Below are 23,231 nucleotides of genomic sequence, written 5' to 3' on the forward strand. Positions count from 1 at the left end.
TTATTTTTTATACTTTACTTTACAATGTGAATAGGATTTCCCATAGCTACTTCTGCAGCTTCCATTGTAATTTCTCCAAGAGTTGGATGAGCATGAATTGTCATTGCAATGTCTTCAGCTGTCATACCAGCTTCAATTGCTAATCCAAGTTCTGCGATCATATCTGATGCACTTGCTCCCGCAATTTGTGCACCAATTATTAATCCATCTTCTTTACGTGTTATTAATTTCAAGAAACCATCTGTGTTGTTTAATGCTAATGCACGCCCGTTTGCAGCGAATGGGAACTTAGAAGCAAGTATTTCGATTCCTTCTGCTTTTGCCTCAGCCTCTGTATACCCTACAGAAGCTAATTCAGGTTCAGAGAATACTACCGCCGGAATTCCATGATAATCAATCTCTGCTGGGTGTCCAGCAATTGCTTCAGCTGCAATTTTACCTTCGTAAGAAGCTTTATGTGCAAGTGGAGGTCCTTCTACAATATCACCAATTGCATAGATGTTAGAAATATTAGTACGACACTGCTTATCAATTTTAATAACACCACGGTCAGTCATTTCCACCCCAACTTGCTCTAGACCCATTTCATCCGTGTTTGGACGACGACCAACTGTTACTAAAACATAATCTGCTTCGATTACTTTTTCTTCACCTTTTACTTCAATTGTAACTTTTACACCTTCAGCAGTTTCTTCTACACCTTTAGCCATCGCTTTAGTGAAAATTTCAACGTTACCTTTTTTCTTTAAGTTACGTTTTACAATGGAGCTCATTTGTTTCTCAAAGCCTGAAAGGATTTCGTCAGCTGCTTCTACGATTGTAACTTCTGTTCCAAAGTTAGCATATGCAGTACCTAACTCTGTCCCAATGTATCCTCCACCTATAACAATTAGCTTCTTAGGAATCTCTTCTAAAGCTAATGCACCAGTAGAATCAATTACACGCTTTGTATATTTAAATGTTGGAATCTCGATTGGACGAGAACCTGTTGCAATAATACAGTTGTTAAACTTATATGTTTGTGCAGAGTTGTCATCCATAATACGGACTGTATTAGAGTCAACGAAGTAAGCCTCACCACTAACGATGTCAACTTTATTTCCTTTTAGAAGACCTTCTACTCCACCAGTTAATTTATTTACTACACTTGACTTCCACTCTTGAACCTTTGTGAAATCAACAGAAACTTTTTCTGCTTTGATTCCCATATCTTCAGAATGTAATGCAGTTTCGTAACGGTGACCTGCAGAGATTAGAGCTTTAGAAGGAATACATCCTACGTTTAAACATACGCCACCTAAGTTTCCTCTTTCTACAATCGTTACTTTTTGGCCTAGTTGTGCAGCTCGAATCGCCGCAACATATCCACCAGGTCCTGCACCAATGACAAGCGTATCTACATCAATTGCAAAATCTCCTACTACCATTTATATTACGCCTCCATTAATAATAATTGTGGATCGTTCAATAGACGCTTAATATGGTTAAGCGCATTTTGTGCTGTAGCACCATCGATCATACGATGATCAAAGCTTAATGATAAAGCTAATACCGGAGCTACTACAATCTCACCGTTTTTAACTACTGGTTTCTCAGCAATACGACCAATACCTAAAATAGCTACTTCAGGATGATTAATAACAGGCGTAAACCATTGTCCACCAGCTGAACCGATGTTTGTAATTGTGCAAGATGCACCTTTCATATCATCACCAGCTAATTTCCCATCACGAGCTTTTCCAGCTAATTCGTTAATTTCATTAGAAATGGTGAAGATAGACTTACGGTCAGCATCTTTTACTACCGGAACTAATAATCCTTTATCCGTATCAGCTGCAATACCGATGTTGTAATAATGCTTGTGGATAATTTCATCCGTAGCGTCATCTAAAGATGTGTTTAAAGCTGGGAACTCACGTAATGCAGAAGTTAGTGCTTTAACTACATATGGTAAGTAAGTTAATTTAATACCTTTATCTGCTGCAACATTTTTGAACTTTTTGCGGTGTGCAACTAATTCTGTTACATCGACTTCATCCATTAATGTAACGTGAGGTGCTGTATGTTTAGAGTTAACCATTGCTTTTGCAATAGCTTTACGAATACCGCTCATTTTCTCACGAGTTTCTGGATATTGTCCTGCAGGGATAGGTTGTTTTGCAGGTTGTTTTTCTTCTTGTTTTACAGCTTCTGTAGTTGTAGTTGTTTCTTGTGCTACAGGTGCCTCAGTAGTTGTTGGACCAGCTAAAGATGCATCAATATCATCTTTTACAACACGACCATTTTTAGCAGAACCCGCTACTTGTCTAATATCTACACCTTTTTCACGAGCATACTTACGTACAGACGGCATAGCTATAACGCGACGGTTAGGGTCAACTTCAGCTTGAGCTACAGCAGCTGCACCTGTTTCTGCTTTCGGTTCTTCTTTTGGTGTTTCTTCTTTCTTTATTTCTTGACCAGCTTCAGCAGTTGCTTGTACTTGCGCTTCTTCTTTTGGCGCTTCATCTCCATGGTCACCTTTAAACTTAAGGTTTTCATAGCCTGGAGCATCAAATGTAATGATAGTTTGTCCAACAGTTGTTACTGTACCTTCTTCTACTTTTAGTTCTAGTACTTTCCCTTTAACAGGAGAAGGAATTTCAACAACCGCTTTATCATTTTGTACTTCCATTAACACGTCGTCTTCGTTTACTTCGTCACCAGGTTTTACGAACCACTTTACAATTTCACCTTCGTGGATACCTTCACCGATATCAGGCAATTTAAATTCAAATGCCACCGTACTCAGCCTCCTACAATATAAGAATTATCTTTCGATTCTTTATAACAATGGTAGGACCCCTTTAAAAAGAGGGCCCTATATATTATTAAAATTCAATAACTTTTTTAGCAGTTTCAATTACATCCTTGTAGTTAGGTAACCATACACTCTCTGCTTGAGAGAATGGGAACACAGTATCAGGTGCAGCTACACGTAATACTGGAGCTTCAAGGCTAAGGATTGCACGATCGTTAATCTCTGCAACTACGTTTGCACCTACACCTGCTTGTTTTTGAGCTTCTTGTACAACAATTGCACGTCCTGTTTTTTCAACAGAAGCAATAATTGTATCAATATCTAAAGGACTAACTGTACGAAGATCAACTACTTCAGCAGAAATTCCTTCTTTTTCTAACTCGTCAGCTGCTTTTAAGCACTCATGTACCATCGCTCCGTAAGTTACCATTGTAATGTCAGTACCTTCACGTTTTACATCTGCTTTACCAATTTCAATCGTGTACTCTTCTTCCGGTACTTCTTGACGGAATGAGCGATATAATTTCATATGCTCTAAGAATATAACAGGGTCATTATCACGAATCGCCGCAATTAATAAACCTTTTGCATCATAAGGAGTTGCTGGAATAACAACTTTCAAACCAGGTTGTTGAGCAACAAGACCTTCTAAACTATCTGCGTGTAGCTCAGGTGTGTGAACTCCACCACCAAATGGAGAACGGATTGTAACTGGAGAAGTCCAACGACCGCCAGTACGGTAACGCATACGCGCTAACTGTCCACTTACCGAGTCCATTACTTCGTATACGAAACCGAAGAATTGGATTTCCATAACTGGACGGAAACCAGTTACACCTAAACCTACTGCAAGACCACCAATACCAGACTCTGCTAGAGGTGTATCAAAAACTCTATCTTCTCCAAATTCAGCTTGTAGACCTTCAGTAGCACGGAATACGCCTCCGTTATTACCTACGTCTTCTCCGAAAAGCAATACGTTTTCGTCGTTTTTTAATTCTGTGCGTAACGCATCAGTGATCGCTTGAATCATTGTCATTTGCGCCATAGCTTATTTCGACTCCTTCGCTTTGTAGATTTCGTTCTGTTCTTTTAAGTTGTACGGAAGTTCCTCATACATGAAGGAGATTAAGTCCGTTACTTTTTGCTTTGGTTGATTATCTGCTTTTTGAATCGCTTCTTTAATTTCTTCTTTGGCTTGATCCATTACTTCGTTTTCCATTGCTTCATTCCATAAACCTTTTGCTTCTAAGAATTTACGGTAACGAACGATCGGATCTTTCTTTTCCCATTCATCGTCCAATTCAGAAGTACGGTAACGAGTCGGGTCATCACCAGCCATTGTATGTGGACCATAACGATAACATAACGTTTCAATTAATGTAGGCCCTTCACCGTTAATAGCACGTTCACGAGCTTCACTTACAGCAACATAAACTGCTAATGGATCCATCCCGTCTACTTGAACACCTGGAATACCAGCTGCTACTGCTTTTTGTGCAATCGTTCCAGCTGCAGATTGCTTTTCAACAGGTGTAGAGATTGCAAAACGGTTGTTTTGAACAACGAAAATAGCTGGAGCTTTGTAAGCACCTGCGAAGTTGATACCTTCGTAGAAGTCACCTTGAGAAGCTCCTCCGTCTCCTGTATATGTAATAGCTACAGCTTTTTTACCTTTTTTCTTAAGCCCTAGTGCAACACCAGCTGCTTGAATAATCTGAGCTCCGATGATGATTTGAGGTGGTAATAGGTTTACCCCTTCAGGCATTTGGTTACCATGGAAATGTCCACGAGAGAATAAGAATGCTTGGTATAATGGTAATCCGTGCCAGATCATTTGAGGAACATCACGGTACCCTGGTAAGATAAAATCTTCTGCTTCAAGTGCAAATTGTGACGCTAACTGAGATGCTTCTTGACCAGCAGTAGGAGCATAGAAACCTAATCTACCTTGTCTATTTAAACTAATGGAACGTTGATCTAAAACACGTGTATAAACCATACGACGCATTAATTCTTGTAATTTTTCGTCTGAAAGATTTGGCATTGCAGCTTCATTTACTACTTCGCCTTCTTCATTTAAGATTTGGAACGTTTGGAATTGTTCTTCCACTTTTTTAAACTGCTGCTGTGGATCAAACTTTGCATTTTTTGTTTTTGCAGCCATGTTCGTCACCTCTTCCTTTCTATTAGAGAAATTCATTTGAATAATTGATTACACACAAAATAGATTACCCAAAAACGATGTATAAAAGACATTTTTCTAAAAATGAGCTCCACAAAGTATTTGCTCGCTTAAATCTATTTTACGAATCGGAATTGAATAGAGTAGCGATAAAGAATGGATATACGAGAATAAAGTTCCCTTTATACAAAGTATATTAACAATACCAATCCCCTATCATTAATCTGTATTAATAACTATACCGGTAATATTAATACACTTTTTCAACAATTTCAAGTGTATAATACTTGCATAGAAATAGTCAATTACTTTGTTTCATAAAGTGTTTTATGTATGATGAAACACAATATTTTAAAACCTGTATTAATACAATGTAACAACCTGTATTATAAGAGACACATGTTATATTATAATAATTTTTATAAAAAAAAACGCCAGCTGAGACAGCTGACGTTTAACAAGGTTTTAGTTTCTATATTCTACATCTAAACCGGCGTTTTGATAAAACGCAAATTTTTTATCATTATATTGTTCTGTGTATTCATTAAATTTATCGTTTAGTTCTTTTACATTGTTGTACGTTTCATTAATTTGTGTGATTTGAGTTTCTAATTGCTCTATTGTTAAATCTTCCTGTTGAAAAAGGTCATACAGTTGTAAGTCTAATTCTACTGCTTCCATATAATAATTGTATAATTCATCATAAACATTATATCTATTGTCCATAACTGAATATAAATCTAGAGCCTCTTTTTTCAAGTCTTCATTTTCTAACTGGTCCATTACCTCTTTCACACTCGAAAATTGTTCTCTAGCACTCTCGATACTTTCACGCTCAGCAACTATGTGGTTTTTCCGCCCATTCACTACTTCCTGAGCCTCTTTTGCTAAAACGACAATTTGTTCGTACTCTTTCATCCCTAATTGAATAATTTGTTCATATAGTTCTTGTTCCTTTTGTTCTAACACTAACAAAGGCTCTTGTTGTTGTTCAAAACTAACTTCGAGTTCTACCACATTTTCTAATGTATTAAAAATGACTTGTTCTGGTTGTTCTTTGTTAGATGTACACCCTACTAGTAATATGGATGAAACAAATAAAATTAAAGTAATTGTTTTTTTCCAATTGACCACAATAAATCCCCCTATCGTTATCACATCTTTTACTATAAATATTATTTCGACTTATTACAACATTTTTAGATAAATTGGAAAATTTGAGGATGAAATTTTTCTATTAATATAATACTTAAGCTTGTCCAATTTAATGACTGCTATTTTTATTTTTATTAACTTTTTATAAGTTTCTTGATAAAATTAAGAAAAGGAACAAGATAAGGAAGTGTGAAAAGATGTTAACATATAAAGATATTATAAAAGAAGGTCATCCTTCTCTTCGTCAAGTTGCCGAAGAAGTATCATTGCCATTATCTGAAGAAAATAAGAAAATATTAATTTACATGTTAGATTATATACAAAATAGTCAAGATCATGAATTTGCTTCTAAGTATAACTTAAGACCGGGGATTGGTTTAGCTGCACCTCAAATTAATGTAACAAAAAGAATGTTAGTCGTTCATGTGAGAGACGAGCAGGATAAATTGCATAGTTACGCTTTAATAAATCCAAAAATTATTAGCCATTCTGTTGAAAAAAGTTATTTAACTACAGGAGAAGGCTGTTTATCTGTTGAACGAGAAGTCCCTGGTCTAGTTCCTAGATATGCAAGGATTACTGTTAAGGGAGTAAATATAGAGGGAGAAGAAGTAAAGCTAAGAGTAAAAGGGTTACTTTCTATCGTTTTCCAACATGAAATTGACCATTTAAATGGAATTATGTTTTATGACCACATTAACAAGGAAGACCCTTTCACTCCCCCTACTGGTGCTATTCCAATTGAAAGATAATGAAGAAGCTGGACAAATTTAAAATGGAAGAGGCCATTAGATCGAAATTATTGACCTTTGGGGCCTCTCCTTTTCATACTAAATGTTGAAGAAATGTATCTTGTTCGATAAATTTCTGAGACCAGGTGAACTTCAGTCAGTCTTGTGAAGTTCATCTATGTTAAATTTTTAACGCTAAATGAACTTCATCAACCTTATGAAGTTCAACTACGATAAATCTTTAAGGCTAAATGAACTTCATCTGTTTCATGAAGTTCAACTTCACCTAATTTCTAAGGCAAGTTAAACCTCATTGGCTTTATGTTCCAATCTCTGTTTAAAGTTTTTTATTTAATTAGTCCAACAAGCTCTAAACCATGTTGAATTCCATTATCAGAAACATCTTTTGTTATGATGTTTGCAACTTTTTTTAACTCTTGATGAGAATTCCCCATAGCAACTCCAGTACCAACAAAACTTAACATCTCCAAGTCATTTAAACCATCGCCAAACGCATAAACATGTTCTTTTGGTATATTCATCTTTTCCATCATACGCTGAATCCCTATTGCTTTTGATCCACCAAAAGGTAAAATATCAGTTGAATATTCATGCCAGCGAATGAAATGAAATTCTTTATAGTTTTCTTGATATATATTTTCGTGTGGTTCCTCACAAAACAGCAAAGTTTGATAAATTTCACTTTCATTGTAAAAATGAGGATGTTGTTCAGGATGAACAAATTTCAAACTACCTAAACTTTCGTGTATATAGGAATGATCATTTACATTCGCTTTCATTGTCTCTTCATTCATAAATATTAATGGATGTTCTTTTTTACGTGAAAAGTCCGTAAGGTGTATTAACCTTTCTTTACTTAGAGGATTGGTATAAATAACCTCTCCTTCAAAAACTACATACTGACCATTAAAACTTACAAAAGTTTCAATACCTAACTCTTTCCTTAAATCTTCGTACATGAAAGGTGCTCTACCTGTAGCTATTGCAACGTAAACTCCACTTTCTTGTAATTGCTTTATACTTTCTTTAGTCGAACTTGGCAGTTCCTTATTATGATCTAGCAACGTCCCATCTATATCAAAAAACACCACTTTTTTATCCAATATATCCACCTACTTTTAATAGTCAATTGTGCTAAATTATACACTAGCTTTAAATTAAAGAAAATAAAAAGCAACCACTCTCCTCTTTTTTCCACTAAATAACTTGCAACAATTCAATTAATAATACACATACTAACGGTAACAATATGTAATATTTTACAAGGGTGGTTGCGATGTTAAAACGATTGCGTAAAGAATTACTTCGGAGATGGAATGATTTGTTAAAAAGAAGAACTATAGCGTAGTTACGTATTTATGGAAAAAATTGTTTTTAATAAAGAAATCTTGAGATGGATTAACTCTGATTAATCAAGAAAAATAATCTTTTAGCAAATATTTTTCCATAATACGTTAGCAAAACATGCATTATTGTTCAAAATTAGATATAATATAGAAAACTATGGCACGATATTCAATGTTCGGTTAAGATTAACTGCAATATAATTAAGTCAGGTCGGGTTTTTATTTTAATACGCTACTAATTTTCATTTTTACTTATACTTCCCTTAGAAGTATGAATAAATGAAAAAATAGTCATAAATAGATTATAGATAAGGAGAGGTAACACAATGATTTATAAGGTTTATTTTCAAGAGGATAGTAAGCAAGCACCAGTAAGAGAAAACACAAAATCGGTTTTTGTTGAAGCTGAGTTAGTTCGTGATGTACGTCAAAAGTTAAAGGATTTCCATTACAACATCGAAATCATTTTACCTGTTAGTCAAGAACATTTACAGTATGAACAACAATCAGAACATTTCAAAGTATTGGAGATATGATAAATGAAATTTGTAAAAAATAATCAAGCAGCAGTATTTGCCCTCGGTGGACTTGGTGAGATTGGCAAAAATACATATGCTGTTCAATTTCAAGATGAAATTATACTAATCGATGCAGGTATTAAATTCCCAGAGGACGAGCTATTAGGAATTGATTACGTTATTCCTGATTACACCTATTTAGTAAAAAACGAAGATAAAATAAAGGGATTATTCGTAACACATGGACATGAAGACCATATTGGTGGTATTCCTTATTTATTACGTCAAATAAATGTACCAGTATATGGTGGAAAACTTGCATTAGGTTTAATTCGTAATAAATTAGAAGAGCACGGGCTACTTCGCAAAACAACCATGATTGAAATTAGCGAAGATGAGGTTATTAAATTCAGAAAGACATCTGTTTCTTTCTTCCGTACAACACACAGTATTCCTGATTCATATGGTATTGTAGTGAAAACACCTCCAGGTAACATTGTACATACTGGAGATTTCAAGTTTGACTTTACGCCTGTAGGTGAACCAGCAAACTTAACAAAAATGGCTGAAATCGGTAAAGAAGGAGTTCTCTGCTTACTTTCAGATAGTACAAACAGTGAAAATCCTGAATTTACAATGTCAGAAAGAAAAGTCGGAGAAAGTATACACGATATTTTCCGTAAAGTAGACGGCCGTCTTATTTTCGCTACTTTCGCTTCCAATATTCATCGTCTACAACAAGTTGTTGAAGCAGCTGTTGCAAACGGGAGAAAAGTTGCTGTTTTCGGTCGTAGTATGGAATCTGCTATTAATATCGGTCAAGAGTTAGGGTATATTAGATGTCCAAAAGACACTTTTATTGAAACGAACCAAATAAACCGCATGCCAGCTAACAAAATAACCATTCTTTGTACAGGTAGTCAAGGAGAGCCGATGGCAGCTTTATCTAGAATTGCTAACGGTACTCATAGACAAATATCTATCATTCCTGGAGATACTGTCGTATTTTCATCTTCACCGATTCCCGGAAACACGTTAAGTGTAAATAGAACAATTAATTTGCTTTTCAGAGCAGGTGCTGACGTAATTCATGGATCATTAAGTGACATTCATACTTCTGGTCATGGTGGACAACAAGAGCAAATGTTAATGTTAAGACTAATAAAGCCAAAATACTTCATGCCAATTCACGGTGAATTCCGAATGCAAAAAACACATACAGACTTAGCTGTTGACTGTGGAGTTCCAAAAGAAAATTGTTTCCTTATGGACAATGGAGAGGTTTTAGCTTTAAGTGAAGATGAAGCATCTGTCGCTGGAAAGATTCCATCAGGCAACGTATATATTGATGGAAGCGGTATTGGTGACATCGGAAACATCGTTCTTCGTGATAGAAGAATCCTATCAGAAGAAGGATTAGTAGTTGTTGTCGTAAGTATCAATATGAAGGACTTTAAGGTTGCATCTGGTCCAGATATTATTTCTCGTGGATTCGTCTATATGAGAGAGTCCGGCGATTTAATTAATGATGCACAATCACTAATTGCTAAACATTTAAACAAAACGATGGAACGTCGTACAACTCAATGGTCAGAAATTAAAAATGAAATTACAGATACGCTTTCTCCTTTCCTATATGAAAAAACGAAGCGTCGTCCAATGATTTTACCGATTATTATGGAAGTTTAAAATAGGAAAAGAGGAACATGCATCATGCATGTTCCTCTTTTTATTCTTCCACTAAGTTTTTTTCAAACCTGCTTATATCTGTATCTGCACCAATGACGATTAAAATATCCCCTTGCTTTATTATTTCTGTAGCCTGAGGAGAGACAATTATATCTCTTCCACGTTTGAAAGCAACGATATTTATGCCATACTTTGCTCGAATATCTAAGTCGATTAATGAATTACCATCTAACCTTCTACTTGCAACAATCTCCACAATACTATGCTCATCTGATAACTCTAAGTAATCTAATACGTTGTTGGAAACTATATTATGAGCAATTCTTTTACCCATATCACGCTCTGGATGAACAATTTGATCAGCACCAATACGACTTAATACTTTTTCATGGTAATCATTTGTCGCTTTTACTGTAATATGTTGAACCCCAAGTTCTTTTAGTATTAATGTAGTTAATATACTTGCTTGTATGTTATCTCCAATCGCTACAATTACATGGTCAAAGTTTCTAATTCCTAAAGCTTTAAGAACCGACTCATCTGTTGCATCGCCGACTACAGCGTGAGAGGCTATGTTTGCAAATTCATTTACTTTATCTTCATCAGTATCAATTGCTAAAACTTCTACTCCTTCTTCACTTAACGCTTTACAAATGCTCCCTCCGAAACGCCCTAAACCGATGACTGCGAATTCTTTTCTCTTCACGAAAATTCCTCCATAAAAAGCAATTTAAAATATCTATTTTTGATGAATGGATAATCTTAAATATCATAATGCTATTTTAGCATATTTTTAGAAAGTTATATCATAAAAAAAGAAAAAGAGGCGCACAATGGCCTCTTCTCCGTTCTATTTTTCCATCATATTGAACTGGGCTTTTACTAAGTTATAGTAAATCCCTTCATGTTTCATTAGGGCGTCGTGATTACCCTGCTCCATTATGTTTCCATGATCTAAAACAATAATGTTGTCAGATTCTCTAATAGTAGATAAACGGTGAGCAATGATGACAGCCGTACGATCTTTTAAAAGTGTTTTTAAAGCATGTTGGATTTGCACTTCTGTCTCTGTGTCTATGCTCGCTGTTGCTTCATCTAAAATAATGATGCGAGGGTCTGCAAGTAGTGACCTTGCGAAAGAAATAAGTTGTCTTTCTCCAACAGATAAAACATTTCCGCGTTCTTCTACTTCCGTTTCATATCCATTTTTCAATTTACTAATAAATTGGTCTGCTCCTACTGCTCGTGCAGCAACTTTCACTTCTTCATCGGTTGCATCAGGACGACCAAATCGAATATTATCCATGATGGTACCAGAAAAGATAAAGGTATCTTGTAACACAACACTAATTTGAGATCGCAAGCTTTTAACTGATACATCTCTAATGTTATGTCCGTCGATTTTTACAACACCGCCAGTAGCGTCATAAAAACGGGAGATTAAGTTGGCGATGGTTGTTTTTCCTGAACCAGTATGACCTACTAAAGCTACCGTTGTTCCCGCTTCCATTTTAAGAGAAATAGAGTTTAACGCTTTACGAGTAGTATCATAAGAAAATTCAACGTTTTCAAATACCACTTCACCACGAATATCTGATAATTCAATTGAATTTTCTTTTTCATCCACCATCGGTTTTTCATCTAAAAATTCAAAAATTCGTTCGGAGGAAGCCATACCTACAAGTAATTGATTGTATAATTGACCAAGTCTTGAAATAGGCTCCCAGAACATTCCGAGATAAAATGCAAAAGAAACAAATATACCAATCGTTAATCCACTTGATGAAGATTGGATTAAATAGGCACCTAACCATATTAAGATAACTGTACCAACTGCATTTGTCATTTCAACGAAAGGTCGGAAAATAGCATTTTGTTGCGTTGCATTTCTCCATGATTCGTAGTTTTCCGTATTGATTCCATCAAAGAAAGACATATTTTCTCTTTCTTGTGTGAATGATTGAGTAACGCGGATCCCTTGTATACTTTCATTTAAATGAGAGTTCAACTTTGATTGCTTAATACGAACATCTTGCCAAGCTCTTCTAATCTTTCTTCGAAGACTTGTAGAAATAAAGAACATGATTGGCAAGATAATAAGTATAGCAGTAGCAAGTTCAGGACTAAGCGCAAACAGTATGATAACTATTCCTAATAAAAGAACAAAGTCCATTAATAAGTTAATTACTCCGTTCGTAAACAGTTCTTGTAAAGAGTTTATATCATTCATTATTCGAACCAAGATAGAGCCAGCAGAACGTTGGTCAAAAAATCGATGTGATAACCCCTGTACATGTGTAAACAAATGCTTCCTTAAATCATAGATGACATTTTGCCCTAACATGTTCATCCATCTAATCCTTAAAGCATTTGCTATATAGGAAATTATATATAACCCGGCAATAATAGCAACTAGTACTTTGACTAGATCGAAATCTTTTTGAGCAATTGCATGGTCTAGTAAATAAACACCGATTAAAATAGGTACCACTAACTTAACAGCTGTAGCAATTAACATAGTGATAATCGCAAGTGGTAGCAATGTTTTAGCGTATGGAGTCATGTATGAGAATAGTCGCCACATTTGTTTCCAGTTAAATGGCTTCTCAATTGCTTGATCTGTCGAATAAAAGAATCGTTTTCTAACATTTTCGTTTAATTGTAACTTTTTTGATTGTGGAGTCACATTTTTCACCTACCTTTTAACGCGCATGCGCTTCTAGTAATATTTTTTGATCTTTATATTGAATATCATAAATCCGTTTGTACGTACCAGTGATTTCAATTAACTGTTCATGCGTACCTCTTTCTACTACTTTTCCTTCTTCTAATACAAGAATTTCATCTGCATGTTTCAGTGAGGATATTCTGTGAGCAATGATAAATGTTGTTCTTCCATGTAGCGCCGATTTTAACTCATGTTGAATTTGCGATTCTGTTTGCATATCAACCGCACTTGTTGCATCGTCTAAAATTAATACACCGGGATTTAATATCAAAGCCCGTGCAATAGCAATACGCTGTTTTTGTCCCCCAGATAATCCCATACCACGCTCACCTAGTAACGTGTCGTATCCCTTCGGTAGTTCCATAATGAATTCATGTGCTTGAGCCATTTTCGCAGCTTTTATGATCTCTTCCATAGTAGCTTCCGGTCGACCATAAGCGATGTTAGATTTTATGGTTGTAGAAAATAAGAATGATTCTTGTGGTACAAATCCAATCTGATTACGAAGTGAATATAAAGTGTAATCTTTCACTTCTTTGCCATCAACTAAGATTGTTCCTTCTTGAGGTTCATAAAAACGTGTGATTAACTGAGTAATACTCGTTTTTCCAGAACCAGTCGCTCCAATAAGTCCAATTAACTTCCCTTGTGGTGCATCAAAAGACACATTTTGCAGGGCATACTTATCTTCATTTGGATATTTAAATGTCACATCCTTAAACGTTACATGACCTTTCATATCTTTTATATCAGTTGCATGCGGAAAATCTGTAATATCTTCTTCTGCCTCTAAAATTTCTAACAAACGTTCTCCAGAAGCTTTAGCTTGAGAGAACTGATTGATTACGAATCCTAAGTTTGCAATTGGCCATACAATATACCAAATTAAACTGAAGAATGCTACTAGCTTACCAGCGCTAAGATCTCCATTAATAACTAAATATCCACCGAAACCTAATAATCCAACTACACACGCATTCCCGATAAATTCCATTAACGGAAAGTATTTTGCCCAAATATTAGAAGTATCGATATACTTTTGGCGATAATCTCCATTAGAGTTATTAAACTTACCAGTTTGATAGTCTTCTCTAGATAAAGATTTAACAGTATTAATGCCACTAATATTTTCTTGAACGTTCGTATTTAGCTTTCCAAAAGATTTTCTAATTCCTCTAAATGCAGGATGAACCTCTTTATCAAATTTGTACGTTACGAAAGCTAAAAATGGTAATGCAGCTAACGTCACTAATGTTAATGGTACAGAGTAATAAAACATAACCACTAAACTAATGCTGACTAATAATGTAAAACGAATTAATTCGGCAAAACCGAATGATAAAAAGAATCGGAAACCTTCTACATCAGCTGTAAGACGAGACATTAAGTCTCCTGTTTTTGCATTATCATAATATCGATAAGGTAAAAGTTGTAGCTTTTTATAAAGCTCATTTCTTAAACGGTAAACAGATTTAATTCCGAACAAGTCACCTAAGTATTGATTATAATACGTAAATAGACCTTTGAATGACATGAGAATTAAAAACCCTACTGCAATGTAAGGTACGAAGTGGTAACTTCCCCCATAAAATACTTCATCAATTGTAACTTGTAGAATAATTGGATATACAACTGTTATTCCTGTAACTAATACTAGGAATATTAATGACAAATAAAAATTCTTTCTATAAGGCCAGTAAAACTCTTTTAATTTCTTAAAAGTTTCCATACATTTCCCTCCCTTTATTCATGATGCTGGAAACGAATACCATTCAATAGTTTCAAGTTGGTTGAAACTGTTAATAATCCTTTTAGTATTTCACCTTCTTTTTATTAACATAGTTACTAATATATCGGGTTTCGAAATAATTTTCCAGCTTTTTGTTGAAAAAATTAAAATATTTTATATTTTTATTCTAAACTGAACATTCATATTAGTAACGAGTAGGAAGTATGACTCTTTTTTACAACTTTAGACTGAATTTGAACTACCCTCCACTTACCACCCTTAGGGGCTGCTTGAAGTGGGGGATTCCTAAGAACACCAAACTAACGATTAGTTATGGATTAGGCTACGCCATACACACGCTTGAAGAGGGAGTTTTCTCGCCTATTTTAGATAAATTTTCGTTAAGTACCAATAAAAAGAGGTGGACTTTTTACAAGTCACACCTCTTTTTTAGATATATTATTTTTCCATTTCGCCTAATACACGGTTTACACGTTTTTCTAGCATTTTCATTCCACTTCCGCCTGCTTGGAAGTGACGTAAGTTTCCTTCTGCGTCAAAGACGTAATATGCTGGTACATATTGATTTTCGAATGCATCTGTTAATTTATGTTCATTGTCTATGAAAATTGGCTGGGTAATGTCATGTTCAGCTGCTACTTTTTTAATTTCTTCCATATTCAAGTCATCTTCAGATCGTGGCATGTGTATCGCAACGACATTTAATTTATCTTTGAATTGATCACGGAATTCGTTAACTTGAGGCATTGCTTCTTTACATAAATGACAGCTTATAGACCAAAAATGGAATAGAGTAGGTTTTTCTCCTACTAATTCTGACTTTGTCACTTCTCCATTTAACCATTCCGTTGCACCTGTTAGTTCAGGCATTGGTGAACGTAATTTCATACAAAAACCCCCCACTATGATTGATTTAAATAAACGAAAAGGCCTAACAATCATAGTTAGACCTTTCGTATAGAACATTTAATTAATTATAGAGTAGCTTGTCCTGGCTTCCAGTTAGCTGGGCAAAGACCACCAGTTTGTAATGCTTGAAGAACACGTAAAGTTTCCTCTACATCACGACCGATGTTGTTGTGGAATACAGTTTGGTATTGTAATTCACCTTCTGGGCTTACAATGTAAAGACCGCGTAAAGCAATACCTTCGTCTTCAATTAATACTCCATAGTCACGAGATACAACATGGTTTGTATCAGCTGCTAATGGATATTTTAGCTCACTAAGACCATTTTCCTTACGATCTGTGTTAATCCACGCTAAGTGAGTGTGAATTGTATCCGTTGATACTCCAATGATTTCTGCATCTAAGTCTTCGAACTCATCGTAACGATCAGACATTGCAGTGATTTCAGTTGGACAAACGAATGTGAAGTCCATTGGATAGAAGAACAATACTGTCCATTTACCATTTTTCATATTCTCTTCTAAACTAACTTTTCCAAATTCTTTGTTTGGCATAACAGCGTCCATCTCAAAACGAGGAGCTTGTTTACCTACCATACGTTCTGCCATTTAAAATCCCTCCAATTATTAATTACACGAGAAAATAGCTTGTACATTCTCATTTATTATTTTATCAACAGTTATTATTATATAGTAGACCTATTTTTGAGTCAATATTAAATAATAATAAATTTAATCTAGGTTATATAATAATGAACTATTTTTTCACCATTACTTGTTATTCCCACATTTAAATTACTTTAGTCAATTGAGTACGTTTCATAAAGTATGACTACTACATGAAAAACGAAGTGGGCAATAATGGTATTCCTATTCTAGTGTAACATTGTTTGATTCGGGAATAAAATATTTAGCATTATTTATCGAAAAAAGTCAATTTGTTTGGTTTTCCATTAATAATTCGTTATAATTCATTACTATATTTAGTATTAATAAAAGTAACTTCATGTAGAAAGGACATAAATGATGAATATTGACCTTACAAATTTTGATATCTATGCTGTACTAACAGCGCTTGGAATTATTTTTATTAGACTTTGCGTGATATTAATTGCATACTCAGTTATTAAATCATTAGGCAATAAATTAATTTCCAAACTATTTCAACGTGCACAAGATCGCCAAGGCTTAACAAGAGGACGAGCAATGACGTTGGAAAAACTCACGGTAAATATTTTTACATATGCGTTGATTTTCTTTCTATTCATCCTAGTCTTGGAGAACGTTTTTAATATTCGCGCCACTCCTATTTTAGCTGGTGCTGGTATTGTAGGATTAGCGGTTGGTTTTGGTGCACAAGGTCTTGTAAGTGACGTTGTAACAGGATTTTTTCTTTTGCTTGAAAAACAACTGGATGTTGGTGATTTTGTTACAACAGCTGGCATGTCAGGTATAGTAGAAGAAGTTGGATTACGCACAACAAAGTTGCGCGATTTTGACGGTACATTACATTTTATCCCTAACAGAGAAATAGCTAGTATGAGTAATCATTCTCGCGGTACTATGCGTGCGCTTGTTGATATGAGTATTTCTTATGACGATGACATTGATAAAGCAATGAAGGTACTTCAAGATGTATGCGATAAATTCGCCGTAGAAGAACCCGCTATAAAAGAAGGACCAAATGTTGTGGGAGTTCAAACATTAGGGGATTCTGATGTAGTTATTCGAATTGTTGCAAGAACAGAAAATATGGAACAATGGGCAGTAGAGCGTAAACTACGAAAAGCGATGAAAGAAGCGCTTGATGCGAACGGAATTGAAATACCTTTCCCACATCAAGTATTTATTGAAAAGAAGAACTAAAAAAGAAGAGCGAGATTTCGCTCTTTTTTTTTAATGATTTAATTTACTTTCCACTTGCTGACAAACTTCATCTGCAGAAAGGCCACTTGCTTCGATTACGGACCCTGCAGTTACACTATTCGTAATCCCCATTACATTATTATCAATACCAGTAATAACGCAGCAGTCACAGCCTTTTGCGTCATCTTCATTTGTAAGTTGTACGACATCGTACCCTTTTTGTTGAAGCGCTTCTTGTACTGCTGTTAACGATTGTTCTACACCAACTTTTGGCATAAATTCCACCTCCTCAAAGATAATTTCTCTCATAGAGTAAAATTTATGCAAAAATAATTTGGTGATTTATCGTGACATGTACTTCGTAATGAGAGCAATTGCTTTTTCTATAGCATCTTCATTAGGGTTAAGTTTGGAATGGTGTAACCCAAACGGGGAACCTACACCCAACCAAAACATAAAACCAGGTATGTTTTCAATCATGTATCCATAATCTTCACCAGTCATAGCTTCTTGACATTCGATTAACTTAATATCCGTCTCATCTTGAACAAAGTTCATAAATTCTTCCGTTAATGTATGATCATTATACACTTGGTGGTACATGCAACCATAATCGATAGTAGCTTGACAATTAAAACCAACTTCAATTCCTTTCACTACCGATTCAATACGGTCTTTTACGCTTTTCATAGATGTAGCAGACAGCGTACGAATGGTTCCTTCTAGCCTTGCTTTCTCTGCTATAATATTTTGAACTGTTCCTCCAGTTATTTTTCCGACTGTAATAACTGCACTATCTAATGGATTAACATTTCTTGCTACTATTGATTGTAACTGCGTAACAAGGTAGCTTGCTGCCACAACCATATCATTTGTATGATGAGGAAATGCAGCATGTCCTCCTTTACCGAGTAAATCAATAAATAGTTCAGATGTATTTGCAAAAAGTAATCCTTGCTTTGTTGCAATTGTCCCAACTGGATATTCAGGTGCAATATGAAGAGCTATAATGTTATCAGGTTTCCACTTATGAAAAGATTCTGCTTGAATCATCGGTAAAGCCCCACCAGGCCCCTCTTCTGCAGGTTGGAATAGGAACAATATATGATCGTTTGGCTGGTTATGAGCGAAATGAGTTAATATGCCTAATGCAATGGACATATGGAAATCATGTCCACAGGCATGCATCATTCCTTCATGCTTTGACATAAAAGGTAAATCTGTCTCTTCTGTTATTGGTAGTCCGTCCATATCCGCCCGATAACCGACCGTTTTATTACCAATAGATCCTTTTATAAATACGAATATACCAGTTCTCCATGTTTCTATTTCAAGATTATCATTTGGTAATCGTGATAGGTAGTTCAATAAATAGCTTTGTGTTTTATATTCTTCAAATCCTTTTTCAGGAATTAGGTGAAGGTCACGCCTAATTTCAACATACGATTTTTCAGTCATACTTCTCTCTCCTCATCTTACATATCCAAAATACACATACAACAAAGGCGCGGAAATTTCTCCACGCCTTTTGCCTATTTTTTATAATTGACGAAGTTCTTGTTTAATTTCTGTTTTTGACTTTGTTTTTTCATCAATATCTTTAATTTTTCTTGCTGGAGTACCAGCGACTACTGTATATGGTGCTACATCATCAATAACAATCGCTCCAGCAGCAACAACTGCACCTTTTCCAACTGTTACACCTTCTAAAACTACAGCATTTGCCCCAATTACTACATCGTCTTCTACTACTACGGGCTTAGCTGACGGCGGCTCAATAACACCCGCAAGAACAGTTCCCGCTCCGATGTGACAGTTCTTCCCAACAGTAGCACGACCACCTAATACTACATTCATATCAATCATAGTACCTTCGCCGATAACAGCTCCAATATTTATTGACGCACCCATCATAATAACAGCATTGTCACCAATTTCAACTTGGTCGCGAATGATTGCACCTGGTTCGATACGAGCTTTAATACCCTTCATATCTAATAAAGGAATAGCCGAATTGCGGCGGTCATTTTCTACAACATAATCTTCAATTTTTGCTTCGTTTTGTTGTAAAGCTTCTTGGATCTCTGCCCATTCACCGAATACAACTCCTGTATTTCCAGTGACGAATACTTTAGAAGCTTCGCCGAAGTTAATTCCTTCTAATTCACCTTGTACATAAACTTTTACAGGTGTAGATTTTTTACTATTTTGAATAAAAGAGATAATTTCGTTTGCATCCATCATTTTCATTTTTGTGTCCTCCTATGTATGTATTGCATAATGAAGGAGCTTTCACTAACTATGAAAGCTCATTATTCCTTTACTCTACCAAACAAAAAATAGTGTGACAAGTAATTTACACTCTAAGTTCTTTTTGAGATTTTAAATTTTCATATCATTCTTTCTTCCAATAATTCGAACAATAAAAAATCCAATTATGAAAGTAAGAATACTAATAATATTCATTATTATGTTTGATGATATTCCTGGAAATACAACAACAGCAGAACCCAGCACTAACCCTATAATGACTGCAAACGTCCCAACGGCAAAATGATTTAGCAAATACCTAACTATTTTGCTACAAAGAATAAAACCTATTATAATTCCTGCAGCAAATGTAAATATTATTGGAAAGTTGAAATTACTAATAGCTGAAATAGCTGATGCGTACGTGCCAATAACTAACAACACTAAAGAGCCACTTATTCCAGGTAATAATAGAGCCATACTAGCTATCCAACCAGAAAAAAAGAAAAGGAAAAAAGTTGAAAATGTTAATTCATTAATAATCACTGCCTCTGTACTATTTTTAAATGGTGCCATGGCGGCGACTAATAGAAATGCAATAAAAAGTAAACCGAAATGTCTCTTGGTAAAGTTATTCTTTATATCCGCTGTTTTTACTAACATCGGTATTATTCCAAAAATAAGACCTATAAACAAAAATGATGTTGGTTGAATAAAGTTTTCCATTAAGAATTCCATTAGGTTACTAAAAGCAAATATTGCAGCTACCATTCCAATACCTAAAGGTAGTAAGAAAGGTATTTGTTTGTACCAATCTCGGCTAAAAAATCGGTTGATAGAGTTAATTAATTGTTCATATATACCTAAAATAAACGCCATCGTTCCCCCACTTACACCCGGAACTAAGTCGCTGATTCCCATAATAACCCCACGATAGAGGTTTTTCCATTCCATTTTCATATGCTATGCTCACCCTTACACTTAATCTAAATTATACATTTCATAATGTTACTACTTTTCTTGTGATTAATCTACCAAAACTATTCTGCGAATTCTTCTAATATATCCATGAAAGCTTCTACTTGCTTTAATTGAAAAGTTGACTCGTATCCAATTAACCAAGTATCCCTTTTTAATACATCCGTTTCATTGTTTCCTAAGGGTATTTTGTTTATATGAGTATCATTGTCTTGTATTGTAACGGAGGGTAATATTGCATAACCTATTCCGTTCAATGCCATTTGCTTACACGTTTCAATTTGATCTACTACGATTGTTCGCTTTGGTGCATTCGGAAAATGTCGACGCCACCATACTTGAATCTCTTGATAGTATGTTGAATCACTTTTAAACTGAATAAAAGGTCTTTCTGTATGAGCCAACTCGTCTATCGTAGTTATGTCGGTATCGACTAAATAGAGTGTATCACTCAACACATGTTTCTTAACACCCTTCCACTCAGGATTTCCTCGAATTATTCCGACATGAACTTCATCTTCATATAAACTTTTTAATATATCACTACTCCATCCAGTTACAAGTGAGACTTTTGCTTGTGGATATTGTTTAATAAATCTTTTTAGTACTTTTGGCAACCAATATTGCCCAATAATAGTAGCTACTGCAATCTTTAACGTTCCATTTACTTTCTCATCATCCAAAGAATTAATTTCTTCTCTTACTTTACCTTCTCTTTGTAACACTTCATCAGCAAACTGTACAATCCTTTCCCCTGCAGGTGTAATTAATAAACCTTTTTGAGTTCTGATAAAAATTTTAGTCCCCCAACCTTTCTCAATAGATTGGAGTCGTTGGGACAAAGCGGGTTGAGAAACAAAAAGCCTTTCTGCTGCTTTACGCATATTTTTCTCTTTCGCTAGAACGGTCAAAATTTCAAATTCAGATGTATTCATTACTATCTCCTCCCTCATACGCAATAAGTAAATCTTATGTTATTTGTTAATTATTTTATAATTTCATTATGACTTAATAACACATAAAATAAAAGAGAAGTCGAGAGAAAAGGATGATATTAATGGAACAGTACCTTTTCATTACGTTAATTGGTTTTGTAGCAACATTTATTGGAACGCTCGGTGGTGGTGGTGGTCTTATAAGTTTACCCGCAATGTTGTTTTTAGGAGTACCTATTCATAGTGCGATTGCCGCTAATAAATTCTCCAATACTTTTAGTTCATTTAGTAGCTTTTTTGCCTTATGGAGAAAGAAAGAAGTAAATGCAAAACTAGCTTTTTCCTTATTACCATTTACAATGGCTGGAGGTGTCATAGGTGCGATAGGTGCATCCATTTTAGAAGAACATACTCTTTTATATATCGCGCTATTTTTACTTATTTTTTCTATTTTCTTGAATAACGCTAAAGATATGTTCCGTTTCATTTCTAGAAAGCAAAAGAAGTTATTTTCCCCTACTTATTTTATGATTGGTGCTTATGACGGTTTTTTTGGTCCAGGGCAAGCAATTATGTTAATGCATAGCTTCTTATCTTCTGGCTATTCATATGTTACCTCTATCGGTTTATCACGTCTTCAAACATTCGCAAGTTGCATTATGTCCTTTCTTGTTTACTTTTCCTTTGGTTATTTTGATTGGAGAGTTGGTGGGGCATTGGCAATAGGTTCTTTCATAGGGGCACTAACAGCAGTCTTAGTAGCTCCAAAACTATCAAACTTACCATGGAAACATATACTAACGTTTTGTTCTATTTGTATAGTCGTATATCTAATTTTCAAGCTATAGGAGAGATAGAAATGAATATTCATTATAAAAGAATTCACCATGTACAAATTTGTATTGATCACGGATTAGAGGATAAAGCAAGAGAATTTTACACAGATATACTTCAAATGAAAGAAATTGCGAAACCTGATTCTTTAATAGCAAACGGTGGCTTATGGTATAAAGTTGGTGACATTGAGCTTCATATCGGTACAGAATCTAATAAAACAGAGAGTAAAAGGCATCCTGCATTTGAAGTTCAAAATCTCAAACAGATTAAAAACTATTTTATAGAAAAAGGTATTAAGATCAACGAAGAAAAACCAATCCCAAATATGGACCGTTTTAGCTTTAGAGATCCATTTGGAAATAGAATAGAGTTTCTAGAAATGCAGTAACTTTTACTACTATAATAACAGTAAAAAGTCGTGCCGATTGTGTGGCCGCTTTCCACGGGGGAGGCGGTGCCTCGAACCCAAAGGCTCTGCGGGGTCTCACCAGCCTTTCCGCTCTCGCAGGAGTCGTCTACACAACCGGCACTATG

At 35.1% G+C, this 23,231-nt stretch carries 22 protein-coding genes; 6 read left to right on the plus strand and 16 right to left on the minus strand.

Annotation, left to right across the window (positions count from 1 at the left end; translation table 11 throughout):
• Positions 1–14 precede the first annotated feature (14 nt).
• From lpdA to CDZ89_RS12635, 5 genes are all read right to left on the minus strand, one after another.
• Positions 15–1,427, minus strand: a complete 1,413-nt coding sequence (gene lpdA, locus CDZ89_RS12615; RefSeq protein ID WP_096154797.1) for a dihydrolipoyl dehydrogenase — start codon at positions 1,425–1,427, stop codon at positions 15–17.
• A 5-nt stretch (positions 1,428–1,432) separates the two neighbouring features.
• Positions 1,433–2,782, minus strand: a complete 1,350-nt coding sequence (locus CDZ89_RS12620; RefSeq protein WP_096154798.1) for a dihydrolipoamide acetyltransferase family protein — start codon at positions 2,780–2,782, stop codon at positions 1,433–1,435.
• 88 nt (positions 2,783–2,870) lie between these two features.
• Positions 2,871–3,848 (minus strand): alpha-ketoacid dehydrogenase subunit beta, encoded by a 978-nt coding sequence (locus CDZ89_RS12625; RefSeq protein WP_096154799.1) that lies wholly within the window; start codon positions 3,846–3,848, stop codon positions 2,871–2,873.
• Positions 3,849–3,851: 3 nt separating this feature from the next.
• Positions 3,852–4,967: a pyruvate dehydrogenase (acetyl-transferring) E1 component subunit alpha gene (pdhA, locus tag CDZ89_RS12630; RefSeq protein WP_096154800.1), complete on the minus strand. Its 1,116-nt coding sequence runs from the start codon at positions 4,965–4,967 to the stop codon at positions 3,852–3,854.
• Between the two features lie 483 nt (positions 4,968–5,450).
• The gene (locus tag CDZ89_RS12635; RefSeq protein WP_096154801.1) at positions 5,451–6,119 is read right to left on the minus strand and encodes a YkyA family protein; all 669 of its coding nucleotides are present in this window, start codon (positions 6,117–6,119) and stop codon (positions 5,451–5,453) included.
• A gap of 218 nt (positions 6,120–6,337) precedes the next feature.
• Here CDZ89_RS12635 and def point away from each other — a divergent pair, with 218 nt between their 5' ends.
• Complete coding sequence (gene def / locus CDZ89_RS12640; protein ID WP_096154802.1) at positions 6,338–6,892, plus strand: peptide deformylase; 555 nt, start codon at positions 6,338–6,340, stop codon at positions 6,890–6,892.
• Positions 6,893–7,218: 326 nt separating this feature from the next.
• Here the strand turns inward: def and CDZ89_RS12645 are convergent, their stop codons facing one another.
• Entirely contained in the window at positions 7,219–7,995 is a 777-nt protein-coding gene (locus tag CDZ89_RS12645) for a Cof-type HAD-IIB family hydrolase (protein WP_096154803.1), read from the minus strand.
• 569 nt (positions 7,996–8,564) lie between these two features.
• Here CDZ89_RS12645 and CDZ89_RS12650 point away from each other — a divergent pair.
• Together CDZ89_RS12650 and rnjA are read left to right on the plus strand one after the other, a co-directional pair.
• Positions 8,565–8,774, plus strand: coding sequence for a DNA-dependent RNA polymerase subunit epsilon (locus tag CDZ89_RS12650; RefSeq protein ID WP_096154804.1), 210 nt, complete (start codon positions 8,565–8,567; stop codon positions 8,772–8,774).
• Between the two features lie 3 nt (positions 8,775–8,777).
• The gene (gene rnjA / locus CDZ89_RS12655; protein WP_096154805.1) at positions 8,778–10,445 is read left to right on the plus strand and encodes a ribonuclease J1; all 1,668 of its coding nucleotides are present in this window, start codon (positions 8,778–8,780) and stop codon (positions 10,443–10,445) included.
• Between the two features lie 40 nt (positions 10,446–10,485).
• Here rnjA and CDZ89_RS12660 read toward each other — a convergent pair whose 3' ends face one another.
• The 5 genes from CDZ89_RS12660 to CDZ89_RS12680 form a co-directional block, all read right to left on the minus strand.
• Entirely contained in the window at positions 10,486–11,151 is a 666-nt protein-coding gene (locus tag CDZ89_RS12660; RefSeq protein WP_096154806.1) for a potassium channel family protein, read from the minus strand.
• Between the two features lie 144 nt (positions 11,152–11,295).
• Positions 11,296–13,131 (minus strand): ABC transporter ATP-binding protein, encoded by a 1,836-nt coding sequence (locus CDZ89_RS12665; RefSeq protein WP_096154807.1) that lies wholly within the window; start codon positions 13,129–13,131, stop codon positions 11,296–11,298.
• A gap of 16 nt (positions 13,132–13,147) precedes the next feature.
• On the minus strand, positions 13,148–14,902 hold the full coding sequence (locus CDZ89_RS12670; RefSeq protein WP_096154808.1) for an ABC transporter ATP-binding protein: 1,755 nt from the start codon (positions 14,900–14,902) through the stop codon (positions 13,148–13,150).
• A gap of 459 nt (positions 14,903–15,361) precedes the next feature.
• Positions 15,362–15,811, minus strand: coding sequence for a TlpA family protein disulfide reductase (locus CDZ89_RS12675; protein WP_096154809.1), 450 nt, complete (start codon positions 15,809–15,811; stop codon positions 15,362–15,364).
• Positions 15,812–15,897: 86 nt separating this feature from the next.
• The gene (locus tag CDZ89_RS12680; RefSeq protein WP_100333768.1) at positions 15,898–16,440 is read right to left on the minus strand and encodes a peroxiredoxin; all 543 of its coding nucleotides are present in this window, start codon (positions 16,438–16,440) and stop codon (positions 15,898–15,900) included.
• A 417-nt stretch (positions 16,441–16,857) separates the two neighbouring features.
• Here CDZ89_RS12680 and CDZ89_RS12685 point away from each other — a divergent pair, with 417 nt between their 5' ends.
• On the plus strand, positions 16,858–17,697 hold the full coding sequence (locus tag CDZ89_RS12685; protein ID WP_096156955.1) for a mechanosensitive ion channel family protein: 840 nt from the start codon (positions 16,858–16,860) through the stop codon (positions 17,695–17,697).
• A gap of 30 nt (positions 17,698–17,727) precedes the next feature.
• Here the strand turns inward: CDZ89_RS12685 and CDZ89_RS12690 are convergent, their stop codons facing one another.
• The 5 genes from CDZ89_RS12690 to CDZ89_RS12710 form a co-directional block, all read right to left on the minus strand.
• Positions 17,728–17,973: a YkuS family protein gene (locus CDZ89_RS12690; RefSeq protein ID WP_096154811.1), complete on the minus strand. Its 246-nt coding sequence runs from the start codon at positions 17,971–17,973 to the stop codon at positions 17,728–17,730.
• Between the two features lie 66 nt (positions 17,974–18,039).
• Positions 18,040–19,155, minus strand: a complete 1,116-nt coding sequence (locus tag CDZ89_RS12695; protein ID WP_096154812.1) for an N-acetyldiaminopimelate deacetylase — start codon at positions 19,153–19,155, stop codon at positions 18,040–18,042.
• Between the two features lie 81 nt (positions 19,156–19,236).
• On the minus strand, positions 19,237–19,947 hold the full coding sequence (gene dapD, locus CDZ89_RS12700; protein ID WP_100333769.1) for a 2,3,4,5-tetrahydropyridine-2,6-dicarboxylate N-acetyltransferase: 711 nt from the start codon (positions 19,945–19,947) through the stop codon (positions 19,237–19,239).
• A gap of 132 nt (positions 19,948–20,079) precedes the next feature.
• Positions 20,080–20,901, minus strand: a complete 822-nt coding sequence (locus tag CDZ89_RS12705) for a DUF368 domain-containing protein (protein WP_096156956.1) — start codon at positions 20,899–20,901, stop codon at positions 20,080–20,082.
• 86 nt (positions 20,902–20,987) lie between these two features.
• On the minus strand, positions 20,988–21,860 hold the full coding sequence (locus CDZ89_RS12710; RefSeq protein ID WP_096154814.1) for a LysR family transcriptional regulator: 873 nt from the start codon (positions 21,858–21,860) through the stop codon (positions 20,988–20,990).
• Between the two features lie 122 nt (positions 21,861–21,982).
• On the opposite strand from CDZ89_RS12710, the gene CDZ89_RS12715 reads away from it, so the two are divergent.
• Both CDZ89_RS12715 and CDZ89_RS12720 read left to right on the plus strand, forming a co-directional pair.
• A complete protein-coding gene (locus tag CDZ89_RS12715; protein ID WP_157842731.1) occupies positions 21,983–22,708 on the plus strand; it encodes a sulfite exporter TauE/SafE family protein in 726 nt (241 codons plus the stop codon).
• A gap of 11 nt (positions 22,709–22,719) precedes the next feature.
• The gene (locus tag CDZ89_RS12720) at positions 22,720–23,085 is read left to right on the plus strand and encodes a VOC family protein (protein ID WP_096154816.1); all 366 of its coding nucleotides are present in this window, start codon (positions 22,720–22,722) and stop codon (positions 23,083–23,085) included.
• The last annotated feature ends 146 nt before the right edge of the window (positions 23,086–23,231 follow it).

It is taken from the genome of Bacillus alkalisoli (assembly GCF_002797415.1).
Taxonomy (GTDB): Bacteria; Bacillota; Bacilli; order Bacillales; family Bacillaceae_I; genus Bacillus_CD; species Bacillus_CD alkalisoli.